The sequence below is a fragment of the Citrobacter sp. CFNIH10 genome (genome assembly GCF_002934585.1).
Lineage (GTDB): Bacteria > Pseudomonadota > Gammaproteobacteria > Enterobacterales > Enterobacteriaceae > Citrobacter_A > Citrobacter_A amalonaticus.
On record NZ_CP026216.1, the window covers coordinates 2011531 to 2025206 of the forward strand.

Sequence of the window (13676 nt, forward strand, 5' to 3'; positions counted from 1 at the left end):
TGCTGTCGTACTCTTCCAACAGGTTACTCATGAACTACCCGCAAATACTTTCTCCGGTGCTTAACTTTCTGCACTGTCCGACCCCGCAGGCATGGATTGACCAGGCGCGCGATCCGCAAAACCTCCCTCTGCTGCTCACCGATCATCTGATATGCGAACTCAAGGCGGCACAAACGGCGATGCTATTGGTGCGTAAGTATGTAGCGGATAAACCGGGTGCGGATGCGCTGCTCGCCTGGCTACAGCCGTATGAAGCCTTTGCCTTCCGGGAAGGGCCGGAACCGGACTTTGTTGCGCTCCATAAACAGATTGGTAAAAGCGTAATGCCGGAAACGGACGATCCGTGGGGCCGCCAGCTTATCGACAGCATGGTGTTGTTGATAAAGGAAGAATTGCACCATTTCTGGCAGGTGCGCGAAGCGATGCAGGCCCGCAACATTCCTTACGTGAAGATCACCGCCAGTTGCTACGCGAAAGGGATGCTGAAAGCGGTACGCACGCACGAGCCGCTGACGCTGATTGATAAGCTGATTTGCGGTGCTTACATCGAAGCGCGCTCCTGTGAACGCTTCGCCGCGCTGGCTCCGTTTCTCGATGACGATCTGCAAAAGTTCTATCTGTCGCTGCTGCGATCCGAAGCGCGCCACTATCAGGACTATCTGGCGCTGGCGCAACAGGTTTCGCAGGAAGATATTTCTCCCCGCGTCCGCTATTTTGGCGACGTGGAAGCGGCGCTGATCGTCTCGCCGGACAACGAGTTTCGCTTTCACAGCGGTGTCCCCGTCGCCTCTTAATTTCGGTAGTTCTGCCCGCCGCAAGGTGACATCCCGACGTGGGCAGTGAAAAATGTCTCTTTTTCAGGGCAAGGAATACCAATACCGATGAACTGGACACATGTACTTCTCGCAGGCTACGTCGGCGCGGTCATCGCCGCGGTGATAGGGCTCATGCGTAAAAAAGGCTGGGTAGGGAAGGCTTCTGGCGCGGTGCTGATGATTGTGGCGATCGTCGCGTGGAACCTGTTTGACGTGCACTACCTGATCCCGCGAGAAAAAGCGGCGTCCGGTCAGACGGAAGAGCAACAGTTTGATGCCGCGCTACTGCAAATGCCGACGTTTCAGGTACTGAAGGAACAGGAGCCGGCATTTTGGGTCCATCTTCGCACCCAGGCGCTGCAGCTGAAAAATGAAGGCAAAACCGAACAACAAATAATCGATACCATTCAACCGCAGGTGCTGCAAATTCAGATGTCGCGTTTACAGCAGGCGCCGGACAGTAATGTCATTGACTATATGAAGATCAATCTCGAACAGACTGCGGCGGTGCAGAAAAAAGGCGACGATGAGTGTTTCCGCTTTCTCTTCCCGCAGGTCAAAGGCGGCATTAACCCGACGCGTCTGATCTCACCGGATATTCTGAAACGGCGTATGGAAGGCGATGCGGCGATGATGCGAGCGGCATACGGTTCTAATAAACACACGGTAACCGACACCGAGAAGCAGCAGGCCATGCAGGATCTGCAAAGCGTCGTACCAGTACTGGTGCAGCGCTACGGGCAGGATGTTCAGCTTATGGCTGAGCCGGAGAAGGGGATCGGGAAAGAAAAGGTCGTCTGCAATCTGGTGCAGGATATGTGGACGGAAGTGCTGAAATTGCCAGCCGCGCAGGCCGCTGGCGTGATTCGACTTTCGGTATCGCCTGAGATGCAATAGTCGGTATTACAGGGGTTTGAGCATCCGCACTTCGCAATCGACGTGCCCGGTGCAGCCAAGCGGTTCGCTGATATGCTCAAACCCTAAATGTTCGTACAGACCAATCGCCTCGCGTAAAAAGGCGGTCGTTTCCAGATAGCAATGTTTAAATCCCAGCGCGCGGGCGTGATCCATCGCCATCAGCGCCAGCTTTTTCGCCATGCCTTGTCCTCGCGCCACGGGCAAAAAGTACATTTTTTGCAGTTCGCAAATATCGGGTTCGCTACAGGTTAACGGCGCAATTCCGCCGCCCCCCACCACTTCGCCATTACGCTCCACCACCCAATATGCATGTCCTGGTTGCGAGTAGAGCTGATACAGCTCATCAAGATTTGGATCGGCAACGGTATAGCCTTTATCAGCGGTAAGGCCATATTCGGCGGAAACCTGACGGATAACGGCAGCGATGACCTGGTTATCCCTGGCCGTCAGGCGACGTAACGTGAGCGCGTCAAAAACATTCATTTTACTACCCGGTTAAACAATACTAATAATTTGAACTAATAGCATCCCCGGCCAGGTGATGCAAGCACCTTATAACATAGCGGGTGGATGTTATTTATGCAGATAATAAGGTAATATCTCTATTGGCTGGTATTTCTATTGCCTGCTAATAATGTGTATTTTTAAGGATGATTAACGACAGGGATTTATTATGCAGGAATATCTTATAAAAGAAGATGCACCATCACACGCTTTTGAATTTCGTGGCGATGGCGGAAGTTATTTTCTTATTTGTCTGGTCAATTCGTTGCTGGTACTGGTGACATTAGGAATTTACCTGCCGTGGGCATTAATGAAATGCCGTCGCTATATTTATTCCAATATGACCTTAAATGGACAGCCGTTTAGCTGGAAGGTGACAGGTGGCGATGTGTTCCTGAGCTGGTTTATGCTGCTGGTGATTTATATTGCAGGCATGACATTGATAAGCATGGAATATTTTTTCATTGGCGCGGCCTTACTGGCAGCACTGATCTTAGCAATACCTGTCCTGGTGATGAAAAATCTGCAATATCAGGCAGTGAAGACCTCGTTAAATAGTATCCGTTTTGGTTTTCGTTTCTCTGCGCTTAAGGCATTCTGGAATATTCTGTGTCTGCCCATGCTGTTGCTTATGGCGCTGGGGGTGGTGATATTTTGCCTGCTACAGGTGTGTCCAACAGAAAGCCCGGGAGAAGTGATTTTCACGGTAATCGTGCTGGGGCTGACGGGCCTTGCCGGCGTGGGAGTGGTCAGCGGGGTGACGTACAGTCGGTTGATGAGGATGGTGGGGGATGGCGGCCGCTTTGGTGTCCACGCATTCTCTGTGCAGATAAATGTCTGGCATTGTATTAAATCCGCGATTCTGGCCATGGCAGCGCTGCTGCCTTTTCTCGCCGTGGTCGGTTTTATCGCGATCGCGCTGTTTAAATCGATATACGAACTCGATGTGACGGGGATGGCGGAAGAGGAAATTGAAGCGTTAATCCTCATCGAATATCAACGACAGATTGTGATAAGCCAGATTATCTATTATCTGGGCATTGCCATTTCAATGAGTTATTTGATTGTGGCGTTTCGTAATCACTTTCTGAATAACCTGCAACTCGCCGACGGACACATTCGTTTTCGTTCCACGCTGACTTTCCATGGCATGGTTTATCGCCTGGGGGGGTTATATGTGATTTCTGCTATCACTGGTGGGCTGGCGTATCCACTGCTGCGCATGTGGCTGATTACCTGGCTGGCGAAAAATACGTACGTGGTGGGCGATCTCGATACGTTACCACTTGCTGACAGCGATGAGCGCGTGGATAACGGTCTGGTATCGCGACTCTCACGCGGCGTGATGCCGACGCTCAATTTTATGTAGTGATAAAAAAGGCCGGAGCAAGCTCCGGCCTTTATACATTATCGCTTTCCGCGATTACAGCGCGGCGATAACCGCCTGCTGCTCAATCAGTTTCGCTTTCGCCTCGGCATAACCTTCCAGCTTCTCACGCTCTTTGGCGATCACCGCTTCCGGCGCACGCGCCACAAAGCCTTCGTTAGCGAGTTTGTTTTCGATACGGCTAATTTCGCCTTCGATTTTCGCCACTTCTTTCGCCAGACGCGCCAGTTCATCGTCTTTATTGATGAGACCCGCCATCGGGATCAGCAGTTCGGCGCCGTCGATGATTTTAGTCACGGAGACCGGACCCTTGTCATCAGCAGGCAGTACGGTGATGCTTTCCAGACGCGCCAGGTTCAGCAGGAAGCTGCGGTTGTCGTTTACGCGACGCATCGCGTCATCGCTGCAACCCCGCAGCAGCAGCTCAAGCGGTTTGCCCGGCGCAATGTTCATTTCCGCACGGATGTTACGTACGGCAACGATCGCCTGCTTCAGCCATTCGGTGTCCGCGAGTGCGGCTTCATCAACCTGTGCGGCGTTATATTCCGGGAACGGCTGCAGCATGATGGTGTCAGCGGTAATGCCGGCAATCACTTTCACACGCTGCCAGATGGTTTCAGTGATAAACGGGATGATCGGGTGCGCCAGGCGCAGCAGACCTTCCAGCACGGTCACCAGCGTATGGCGGGTGCCACGCAGTTCAGCTTCCGTTCCGCCGGTCATGACCGGTTTGGTCAGCTCCAGGTACCAGTCACAGAACTGGTTCCAGGTAAACTCATACAAAATGCCCGCGGCGATATCGAAGCGGAAGTTATCCAGTGCTTCACGGTACGCTTTGGTGGTCTGGTTGAATTCCGCGAGGATCCAGCGGTCCGCCAGCGACAGGGTCATCTCGCCGCCGTTGAATCCGCAATCCTGTTCTTCGGTGTTCATCAGCACAAAACGGCTGGCGTTCCACAGCTTGTTACAGAAGTTACGGTAACCTTCCAGGCGCTTCATGTCCCAGTTGATGTCGCGACCGGTCGAAGCCAGCGCGGCCAGGGTGAAACGCAGGGCATCGGTGCCGTGCGGTTCAATGCCGTCCGGGAACTGTTTTTCGGTACGTTTGGCAATTTTTTCAGCCAGTTGTGGCTGCATCATGTTGCCGGTACGTTTTTCCAGCAGTTCCGGTAACGAAATACCGTCGACCATATCCAGCGGGTCAATTACGTTACCCTTGGACTTGGACATCTTCTGGCCCTCGTCGTCGCGGATCAGACCGGTCATGTAGACGGTTTTGAACGGAACCTGCGGCTTGCCATTTTCATCTTTGATGAAGTGCATGGTCATCATGATCATGCGGGCAATCCAGAAGAAGATGATGTCGAAGCCGGAAACCATCACGCTGGTTGGGTGGAACTGACGCAGCGCATCGGTGTTTTCCGGCCAGCCGAGGGTGGAGAAGGTCCACAGCGCGGAGGAGAACCAGGTATCCAGCACGTCGTCGTCCTGACGCAGGGCAACGTCTGCGCTCAGGTTGTTTTCCTTACGCACTTCGTCTTCGTTGCGACCCACATAGACGTTACCGTCGTTGTCGTACCATGCAGGAATACGGTGACCCCACCACAGCTGACGGGAAATACACCAGTCCTGAATATCGCGCATCCAGGAGAAATACATGTTTTCGTACTGCTTCGGCACGAACTGAATATCGCCGTTCTCAACGGCTTCTACCGCCGGTTTTGCCAGTACATCGGCACGGACGTACCACTGGTCGGTCAGCATCGGTTCGATGACCACGCCGCCACGGTCGCCGTACGGGACGGTCAGGTCGTGCGGTTTAATTTCTTCCAGCAGGCCCAGCGCGTCGATCGCCGCAACCACCGCTTTACGTGCGGCGAAGCGCTCCAGTTTCTGGAATTCCGCCGGAATTTCGTTGGAGTAGACGTCGGACTCATTGCCTTTGGTGTCGTACACTTCCGCCGTTTCGCGGATATCGCCATCAAAGGTGAAGATGTTGATCATTGGCAGGGCATGACGACGACCGACTTCGTAGTCGTTAAAGTCGTGCGCCGGGGTGATTTTCACGCAGCCGGTGCCTTTTTCCATGTCGGCGTGTTCATCACCGACGATCGGAATGCGGCGGTTCACCAGCGGCAACACCACGAATTTGCCAATCAGATCTTTATAACGCGGATCTTCCGGGTTAACGGCCACGCCGGTATCGCCCAGCAGGGTTTCCGGACGGGTGGTCGCCACCACCAGGTAATCTTTGCCGTCAGCCGTTTTTGCGCCGTCGGCCAGCGGGTAGCGGATGTGCCACATCGAGCCTTTAGACTCGCGGTTTTCCACTTCCAGATCGGAAATGGCGGTGCGCAGTTTTGGATCCCAGTTCACCAGGCGTTTGCCACGGTAAATCAGATCTTCTTTGTACAGGCGGACAAAGACTTCTTTCACGGCATTGGAAAGACCTTCGTCCATGGTGAAGCGCTCGCGCTCCCAGTCCACGGAGTTGCCGAGACGACGCATCTGACGGGTGATGGTACCGCCGGATTCCGCTTTCCACTGCCAGATTTTATCGATAAAGGCATCGCGACCGTAGTCGTGGCGGGTTTTTCCTTCTTCAGCGGCAATTTTACGCTCAACCACCATCTGGGTCGCGATACCGGCGTGATCGGTCCCGACCTGCCACAGGGTATTTTTCCCCTGCATGCGCTGATAGCGGATCAGCGTATCCATGATGGTTTGCTGGAAAGCATGACCCATATGCAAACTGCCGGTGACGTTCGGCGGCGGGATCATGATGCAGAAGGACTCTTTGCTTTCATCGCCGTTAGGCTTGAAATAGCCCTGCTTTTCCCAGTGCTCGTAAAGCGGCTGTTCGATATCTTGGGGGTTGTATGTCTTTTCCATTATTTCCAGGTTGCCGTATTCAGGTTAAAACCAGCCACGCGGTAGGCTTTGTAGCGTTCGCGTGCCGATTGTTTCAGAGAATCTTCGTAAGGGACGAAGTCTATCACTTCTGTGAAAGCGGTGGCAAAATCTGCAAAGCCAACGCGCAGGCTGATGAGCAGATCGCGCGGACTGCTATTGCGTTTTTCCGGCCAGGCGATTTCTACCGGCGCACCGCCGCGCGGCCCTTCACCGGCCAGATTGTGCGGGACGAAACGGTCAGCCGGTCTGGCCCATAGCGCCTCATCCAGGCGAATCGCCTGTTTTTCGTCTTCGCAGGCAATTAACACGCGTTTGCCGCTGCGCCAACGTTCTGCGGCAATCTCACACACCAGTTGCTCGACGGCGCTAAGGCCATCGTGTTGTGTGTCGTTGTCCAGAAGATAGAACGTTGCGTTTCTCATGATATGGGGCTTCTTGTGGTGGATTTAAATGCGTTGTCTTCTTGCACACCGTAGACCGGATAAGCGCTGCGCTTATCCGGCCTACGGGGCAATTTCAAACTTACTCTTCGCCGGAAAAACCGGCACGATTGAGCAGGAACTGCGACAACAGCGCCACCGGACGACCGGTTGCGCCTTTGGCTTTCCCGGAACGCCATGCGGTACCGGCGATGTCGAGGTGCGCCCAGTTGTACTTGCGGGTAAAGCGCGACAGGAAACAGCCTGCGGTGATTGCGCCGCCAGGACGGCCGCCGATATTCGCCATATCCGCGAAGTTGGATTCCAGCTGTTCCTGATACTCATCACCCAGCGGCAGACGCCATGCGCGGTCGCCCGCTTGTTCGGACGCGCCGATCAGCTCGTGCGCCAGCGGGTTATGGTTCGACATCAGACCGGTAATGTGGTGGCCCAGCGCAATCACGCAGGCGCCCGTCAGGGTCGCCACGTCGATTACCGCTTCTGGCTCGAAACGCTCAACGTAGGTTAAGACGTCGCAGAGTACCAGACGGCCTTCGGCATCGGTGTTCAGCACTTCAACCGTCTGACCGGACATGGTCGTCAGTACGTCGCCCGGACGATAGGCGCGACCACCTGGCATGTTTTCACAGCCTGCCAGCACGCCGATGACGTTGATTGGCAACTGAAGCTCCGCCACCATGCGCATTACGCCATACACTGCCGCCGCACCGCACATGTCGTACTTCATCTCGTCCATGCCTTCAGCTGGCTTGATGGAGATACCGCCGGAGTCAAAGGTGAGCCCTTTACCGACCAACACAATCGGACGCACGTCTTCGGACGGACTGCCTTTGTACTCAATCACTGACATCAGCGATTCATTCTGCGAACCGTGACCGACGGCGAGGTATGCGTGCATTCCCAGCTCTTTCATCTGCTGCTCGCCGATGACGCGGGTGACCACATTCTTGCTGTAGCTGTCAGCTAACTGGCGCGCCTGAGAGGCTAAATAGGCGGCGTTACAGATGTTCGGCGGCATGTTGCCGAGATCTTTCGCGGCCTTAATGCCGGCAGCAATGGCCAGACCGTGCTGAATCGCACGCTCGCCGCTGGTCAGCTCACGGCGGGTCGGCACATTGAAGACCATTTTACGCAGCGGGCGGCGCGGCTCGCTTTTGGTGGTTTTCAGTTGATCGAAGCTGTACAGCGTCTCTTTGGCCGTCTCGACAGCCTGACGCACTTTCCAGTAGTTGTTGCGGCCTTTGACGTGCAGTTCGGTCAGGAAGCAGACGGCTTCCATTGAGCCGGTATCATTCAGAGTGTTGATAGTTTTCTGAATCACCTGCTTATACTGACGTTCATCCAGCTCGCGTTCTTTGCCACAACCGATGAGGAGGATACGCTCGGACAGTACGTTGGGGACATGGTGTAACAACAGGGTCTGACCCGGTTTGCCTTCCAGTTCGCCACGACGCAACAGGGCACTGATGTACCCGTCGCTGATTTTATCGAGCTGTTCTGCAACCGGAGAAAGGCGGCGTGGTTCAAAGACGCCCACGACGATGCAGGCACTCCGCTGTTTCTCCGGGCTACCGCTTTTTACACTAAACTCCATGCACTACGCTCCTGAATCTTAAAGACAACGGCGGCGCCTGCGGTTAGAATTGCAAGCTTTCGTAACTCATATCCGCAGTTGCGGTGACTTCGTGTTAATCTTAACGTTATTACGGCATTGGCACATCAGAACGCGTTCTGAGTGGCGAATCCGCTGAGTATAATAATTTTAGCGACGATTTCGACGACTCAAGAGAATAAATGACGTTTAAGCCATGAAACAAGCTAAATTCCTGCAAAAGACGAGTTTTTACGGGCGTATTTAAAGTGATAATCATAAGATATCTGGTGCGGGAGACGCTCAAAAGCCAGCTTGCCATCCTCTTCATTCTGCTTTTGATCTTCTTTTGTCAAAAGTTAGTGAGGATCCTCGGCGCAGCGGTTGACGGTGACATTCCGGCAAATCTGGTGCTCTCGCTGCTGGGCCTCGGCGTGCCTGAAATGGCGCAGCTTATCCTGCCGCTCAGCCTGTTCCTCGGATTGTTGATGACGCTGGGCAAACTGTATACCGAAAGTGAAATTACGGTGATGCACGCCTGCGGTCTGAGCAAGGCCGTGCTGGTGAAAGCCGCCATGATCCTGGCGTTGTTCACCGGGATCATCGCCGCCGTTAACGTCATGTGGGCGGGGCCGTGGTCGTCAAAACATCAGGATGAAGTGCTGGCCGAAGCGAAAGCCAACCCCGGTATGGCCGCACTGGCGCAGGGGCAGTTCCAGCAGGCCACCAATGGCAGCTCGGTACTGTTTATTGAAAGCGTTGACGGTAGCGATTTCAAGGATGTGTTCCTCGCACAAATTCGCCCGAAAGGTAACGCCCGTCCTTCTGTGGTGGTCGCCGATTCCGGACATCTGTCGCAGATGCGCGACGGTTCACAGGTGGTCACGCTGAACAAAGGCACCCGCTTTGAAGGCACCGCACTGCTGCGTGATTTCCGTATTACCGACTTCCAGGACTATCAGGCGATTATCGGTCACCAGGCGGTGGCGCTGGATCCGAACGACACCGACCAGATGGACATGCGCACGCTGTGGTCCACTGATACTGATCGCGCCCGTGCGGAACTGCACTGGCGTATCACGTTGGTATTCACCGTATTTATGATGGCGCTGATGGTCGTCCCGCTGAGCGTGGTCAACCCGCGTCAGGGCCGCGTGCTGTCGATGCTGCCCGCGATGCTGCTCTATTTGATGTTCTTCCTGATCCAGACCTCCCTGAAATCCAATGGCGGGAAAGGAAAGCTGGACCCGGTTATCTGGATGTGGGTGGTCAACCTGCTGTATCTGGCGCTGGCGGTGGGTCTTAACCTGTGGGATACAGTGCCGGTGCGCCGTCTGCGCGCCCGTTTTTCGCGTAAAGGAGCGGTGTGATGCAGCCATTTGGTGTCCTTGACCGCTATATCGGTAAAACCATTTTCACCACCATCATGATGACGTTATTCATGCTGGTGTCGCTTTCCGGCATCATCAAGTTCGTCGACCAGCTGAAAAAAGCCGGGCAGGGGAGCTACGACGCGTTGGGCGCGGGGATGTACACCCTGCTCAGCGTGCCGAAAGATGTGCAGATTTTCTTCCCGATGGCGGCGTTGCTTGGTGCGCTATTGGGACTCGGGATGCTGGCGCAGCGCAGCGAGCTGGTCGTGATGCAGGCGTCGGGTTTTACCCGTATGCAGGTTGCGTTCTCGGTGATGAAAACCGCGATCCCACTGGTGCTGCTGACCATGGCCATCGGCGAGTGGGTTGCGCCGCAGGGCGAGCAGATGGCGCGTAATTACCGTGCGCAGGCGATGTACGGCGGTTCGCTGCTTTCCACCCAGCAGGGGCTGTGGGCGAAAGACGGCAATAACTTTGTTTACATCGAACGAGTGAAAGGTGACGAAGAGTTAGGCGGCATCAGCATTTATGCCTTCAACGATCAGCGTCGTCTGCAATCCGTGCGCTATGCTGCGTCGGCGAAGTTTGACCCGGAACAGAAGGTCTGGCGTCTGTCGCAGGTGGATGAGTCGAATCTGACCGATCCGAAGCAGATCACCGGTTCGCAAATGGTGAGCAGTACCTGGAAAACCAACCTTACGCCAGACAAACTGGGCGTGGTGGCGCTGGACCCGGATGCGCTCTCTATCAGCGGTCTGCACAACTATGTGAAATACCTGAAGTCGAGCGGCCAGGAGGCCGGGCGCTACCAGCTCAATATGTGGAGCAAAGTCTTCCAGCCGCTGTCCGTTGCGGTGATGATGCTGATGGCGCTGTCGTTCATCTTTGGTCCGCTGCGTAGCGTGCCAATGGGCGTGCGGGTGGTGACGGGGATAAGCTTTGGTTTTGTTTTCTATGTGCTGGACCAGATCTTTGGCCCGCTGACGCTGGTGTACGGTATTCCGCCGATTATCGGCGCCCTGTTGCCAAGCGCCTCGTTCTTCTTGATCAGTCTCTGGCTGATGATGCGTAAGTCATAATCGTTCGCCGCCATCCGGCAACGTAAAGCGCAGTGCCTGATGGCGCTGCGCTTATCCTCGGTACTAGCGTTTTCTGCCGCCCATCAGGCTGCCTAACATCCCGCGAATGAGCTGATTGGTGACCTGACGCGCTGCGCTTTTTGCCACGCTCTGCACTACGCCATCGCGCTTGCCACCGCGCGGTCCGGTACTGCCGAAGAGAATATCCTTCAGCCCGCCGAGGATCCCGTTGTCAACCGCTACCTCTTTGCCTTTCGCCGTCGGGTTACTTTGCGCTTCGGTCGTTGCCTGGACACTTTGTTGCAGCATTTCAAACGCGGATTCACGATCCAGGTCGTCTTCATATTTGCCATAAACCGGAGAGTGGTTGATAAGCCCATTGCGCTCATCATCCGTCACCGGTCCCATCCGTGAGCACGGGGCGATCACCATTGCCCGCTCGACGAGCGATGGACTGCCTTTCGCATCGAGGAATGAAACCAGTGCTTCACCGGTGCCCAGTTCCTGAATCGCTTTCTCTGTATCAAACGCCGGATTGGCGCGCATGGTCTGCGCGGCGGTTTTCACCGCCTTCTGATCTTTCGGCGTAAAGGCGCGCAGGGCATGCTGAACGCGGTTGCCCAACTGACCGAGGACGTTATCCGGAATATCCGCCGGGTTTTGCGAAACAAACCAGACGCCAACCCCTTTCGAGCGGATCAGACGGATCACCTGTTCAATTTTATCCAACAGTACCTGCGGGGCGTCGTTGAACAGCAGATGCGCTTCGTCGAAAAAGAAGACCAGCTTCGGTTTTTCCAGATCGCCGGCTTCCGGCAGTTGCTCGTAAAGCTCGGAGAGCATCCACAGCAGGCTGGCTGCGTAGAGTTTTGGCATCTGGTAGAGCTTCTCGGCGCTGAGAATATTGATGATCCCTTTGCCACTGGCATCGGTCCGCATCCAGTCTTTGATGTCGAGCATCGGCTCGCCAAAGAAGTGCGTCGCACCTTGCTGTTCAAGCGTCAGCAGCCCACGCTGGATCGCTCCGACCGAAGCGCTGCTGATGTTGCCATACTGATTCTGGAAGGATTTGGCGTTATCGCCGATGTATTGCGTGATGGCCCGCAGATCTTTGAAATCCAGCAGCAACAGACCCTGGTCATCGGCAATACGGAAGATAATGTTCAGCACGCCGGACTGCACCTCGTTGAGGTTCAGCAGACGCGCCAGCAGCAGCGGCCCGAGGTCTGAGACCGTGGCGCGAACCGGATGACCTTTTTCGCCGAAGATGTCCCACAGTACCACCGGATTGCTGTGCGGTTGCCAGTCGGTAATGCCGATATTTTTCAGTCTGGCGAGCAGTTTTTCGGAAGCCTGGCCTTCGGCAGCGATGCCCGTTAAGTCACCTTTTACATCGGCCATAAAAACCGGTACGCCAATTTCCGACAGCGACTCGGCCAGTTTCTGTAGCGTGACGGTTTTCCCGGTCCCGGTCGCCCCGGTAATCAGCCCGTGGCGGTTCGCCATCCCGGGGAGTAAAAACAGTTCAGTGTCTGGCGTGCGGGCAATCAGCAGGGGTGAGCTCATGAGATTTCCTCCATTTATCCTGCGTCGAGTATAGGCAATGTGAGTGCAAGAGAATATGCGCCGGGGAGAGAAAATCACTTATAGCGTATTGCCGTGGTAAATCTGGTATCCCAAATCGATCGTATTGTGGTTGTGGTCGTTGTTCTTGATTTTGCTCAGCAACATCTGCGCCGCCATGCGGCCAATGTCAAAGCGGGGGGTGATGACGCTGGCAAGACTTGGGATCATCTGTCGGCCCATCTCCAGACCGTGGAAACCGGCAATGGAGACCTGTTCCGGCACGGACAGGTCGCGTTCCCGGCAGAACAGCAGCGCGCCCATCGCAATATCATCATTGGTGCAAAACACACCGTCTAAATCCGGGTGGGCAATCAGCGCGTCGCGCATCAGCTGCATGCCCAGACGAATCGACGAGATCGCCTTCGGGTTCACGCGCAGCGGCGTCAGGCCTCGCCGCGTCATCGCATCGCAGTAACCGCGAAAACGCTGTTCATCACGGATATCGTCTTTCGAGCCGAGATAAAGAATTTTGCGCCGCTGGCGTTTATCCAGCATGGTGCTGACCATATCAAATGCCGCCTGGCGGTTATCAAACCCGACTTCCATATCCAGCCGATCGCCCTGAATATCCATTAGCTCGATAATGGGAATGGCCGCCGAGCGCAGGAATTTCACCGTGCGCAGGGTGTGATACTTCTCGGAAAGAATGATGCCGTCGATATTGTAGGAGAGCAGATTGATCACCGACTCTTCTTCCGACTCACGATCGTAGTTGTAGTTGGCAATCAGCGTCTGGTAGTTATGGTCGGACGTCACCGATTCGATACCGGCAAGAATGTCGGCGAAGAGCTGGTTCTGAAAGGAGGGAATGAGCACGCCAAGCGTGTAGCTTTGCGCGTTCAGCAACATGGCTGGCGCACGGTTCGGGATGTAGTTGATCTCCTCCATGATCTGCGCGATACGCTCGCCAGTTTCCTTTGCGACCTTTTTCGGTGAGCGGATATAGCGGCTCACCGTCATTTTGGTTACGCCCGCGAGCGTGGCGATGTCCTGCAAAGAAATTCTGTGGTTCCTCATCTTCTCTCCGGTA

At 55.0% G+C, this 13676-nt stretch carries 12 protein-coding genes; 6 read left to right on the top strand and 6 right to left on the bottom strand.

The window, feature by feature from the left end; all coding sequences use genetic code 11:
* The first annotated feature begins 29 nt into the window (after positions 1 to 29).
* Positions 30 to 794, top strand: coding sequence for a tRNA isopentenyl-2-thiomethyl-A-37 hydroxylase MiaE (gene miaE / locus C2U53_RS13160; RefSeq protein WP_104445981.1), 765 nt, complete (start codon positions 30 to 32; stop codon positions 792 to 794).
* A gap of 87 nt (positions 795 to 881) precedes the next feature.
* Entirely contained in the window at positions 882 to 1712 is an 831-nt protein-coding gene (locus C2U53_RS13165; RefSeq protein ID WP_042999251.1) for a hypothetical protein, read from the top strand.
* Positions 1713 to 1718: 6 nt separating this feature from the next.
* On the opposite strand, the gene C2U53_RS13170 is transcribed toward C2U53_RS13165, so the two are convergent.
* On the bottom strand, positions 1719 to 2216 hold the full coding sequence (locus C2U53_RS13170; RefSeq protein ID WP_044253259.1) for a GNAT family N-acetyltransferase: 498 nt from the start codon (positions 2214 to 2216) through the stop codon (positions 1719 to 1721).
* Between the two features lie 190 nt (positions 2217 to 2406).
* On the opposite strand from C2U53_RS13170, the gene C2U53_RS13175 reads away from it, so the two are divergent.
* Positions 2407 to 3606 carry a YjgN family protein gene (locus C2U53_RS13175; RefSeq protein WP_042999253.1) on the top strand — a complete coding sequence of 400 codons (1200 nt, stop codon included), beginning with the start codon at positions 2407 to 2409 and terminating at the stop codon, positions 3604 to 3606.
* A 54-nt stretch (positions 3607 to 3660) separates the two neighbouring features.
* Here C2U53_RS13175 and C2U53_RS13180 read toward each other — a convergent pair whose 3' ends face one another.
* The 3 genes from C2U53_RS13180 to pepA form a co-directional block, all read right to left on the bottom strand.
* Positions 3661 to 6516: a valine--tRNA ligase gene (locus C2U53_RS13180; RefSeq protein ID WP_042999254.1), complete on the bottom strand. Its 2856-nt coding sequence runs from the start codon at positions 6514 to 6516 to the stop codon at positions 3661 to 3663.
* Entirely contained in the window at positions 6516 to 6959 is a 444-nt protein-coding gene (holC, locus tag C2U53_RS13185) for a DNA polymerase III subunit chi (RefSeq protein ID WP_042999255.1), read from the bottom strand. The genes C2U53_RS13180 and holC overlap by 1 nt, the downstream gene beginning before the upstream one ends.
* Before the next feature lie 100 nt (positions 6960 to 7059).
* Positions 7060 to 8571, bottom strand: coding sequence for a leucyl aminopeptidase (pepA, locus tag C2U53_RS13190; RefSeq protein ID WP_044253264.1), 1512 nt, complete (start codon positions 8569 to 8571; stop codon positions 7060 to 7062).
* 153 nt (positions 8572 to 8724) lie between these two features.
* Between pepA and ytgA the strand changes: the two genes are divergently transcribed.
* The 3 genes from ytgA (at position 8725) to lptG (ending at position 11020) form a co-directional block, all read left to right on the top strand.
* Positions 8725 to 8775, top strand: coding sequence for a protein YtgA (gene ytgA, locus C2U53_RS30310; protein WP_211180521.1), 51 nt, complete (start codon positions 8725 to 8727; stop codon positions 8773 to 8775).
* Between the two features lie 62 nt (positions 8776 to 8837).
* A complete protein-coding gene (lptF, locus tag C2U53_RS13200; protein ID WP_042999257.1) occupies positions 8838 to 9938 on the top strand; it encodes an LPS export ABC transporter permease LptF in 1101 nt (366 codons plus the stop codon).
* Positions 9938 to 11020 (top strand): LPS export ABC transporter permease LptG, encoded by a 1083-nt coding sequence (lptG, locus tag C2U53_RS13205; protein ID WP_042999258.1) that lies wholly within the window; start codon positions 9938 to 9940, stop codon positions 11018 to 11020. Before lptF ends, lptG begins: the two co-directional genes overlap by 1 nt.
* A 63-nt stretch (positions 11021 to 11083) precedes the next feature.
* On the opposite strand, the gene C2U53_RS13210 is transcribed toward lptG, so the two are convergent.
* Positions 11084 to 12586: a helicase HerA-like C-terminal domain-containing protein gene (locus C2U53_RS13210; RefSeq protein WP_042999259.1), complete on the bottom strand. Its 1503-nt coding sequence runs from the start codon at positions 12584 to 12586 to the stop codon at positions 11084 to 11086.
* 78 nt (positions 12587 to 12664) lie between these two features.
* On the bottom strand, positions 12665 to 13663 hold the full coding sequence (locus C2U53_RS13215) for a LacI family DNA-binding transcriptional regulator (RefSeq protein WP_042999260.1): 999 nt from the start codon (positions 13661 to 13663) through the stop codon (positions 12665 to 12667).
* Positions 13664 to 13676: the final 13 nt, after the last annotated feature.

Coding starts and splice junctions, on each gene's coding strand:
- C2U53_RS13210 (WP_042999259.1), bottom strand. CDS start 12,586: ATGAGCTCACCCCTGCTGATTGCCCGCACGCCAGACACTGAACTGTTT.
- C2U53_RS13180 (WP_042999254.1), bottom strand. CDS start 6,516: ATGGAAAAGACATACAACCCCCAAGATATCGAACAGCCGCTTTACGAG.
- miaE (WP_104445981.1), top strand. CDS start 30: ATGAACTACCCGCAAATACTTTCTCCGGTGCTTAACTTTCTGCACTGT.
- C2U53_RS13170 (WP_044253259.1), bottom strand. CDS start 2,216: ATGAATGTTTTTGACGCGCTCACGTTACGTCGCCTGACGGCCAGGGAT.
- holC (WP_042999255.1), bottom strand. CDS start 6,959: ATGAGAAACGCAACGTTCTATCTTCTGGACAACGACACACAACACGAT.
- C2U53_RS13175 (WP_042999253.1), top strand. CDS start 2,407: ATGCAGGAATATCTTATAAAAGAAGATGCACCATCACACGCTTTTGAA.
- pepA (WP_044253264.1), bottom strand. CDS start 8,571: ATGGAGTTTAGTGTAAAAAGCGGTAGCCCGGAGAAACAGCGGAGTGCC.
- C2U53_RS13165 (WP_042999251.1), top strand. CDS start 882: ATGAACTGGACACATGTACTTCTCGCAGGCTACGTCGGCGCGGTCATC.
- C2U53_RS13215 (WP_042999260.1), bottom strand. CDS start 13,663: ATGAGGAACCACAGAATTTCTTTGCAGGACATCGCCACGCTCGCGGGC.
- lptG (WP_042999258.1), top strand. CDS start 9,938: ATGCAGCCATTTGGTGTCCTTGACCGCTATATCGGTAAAACCATTTTC.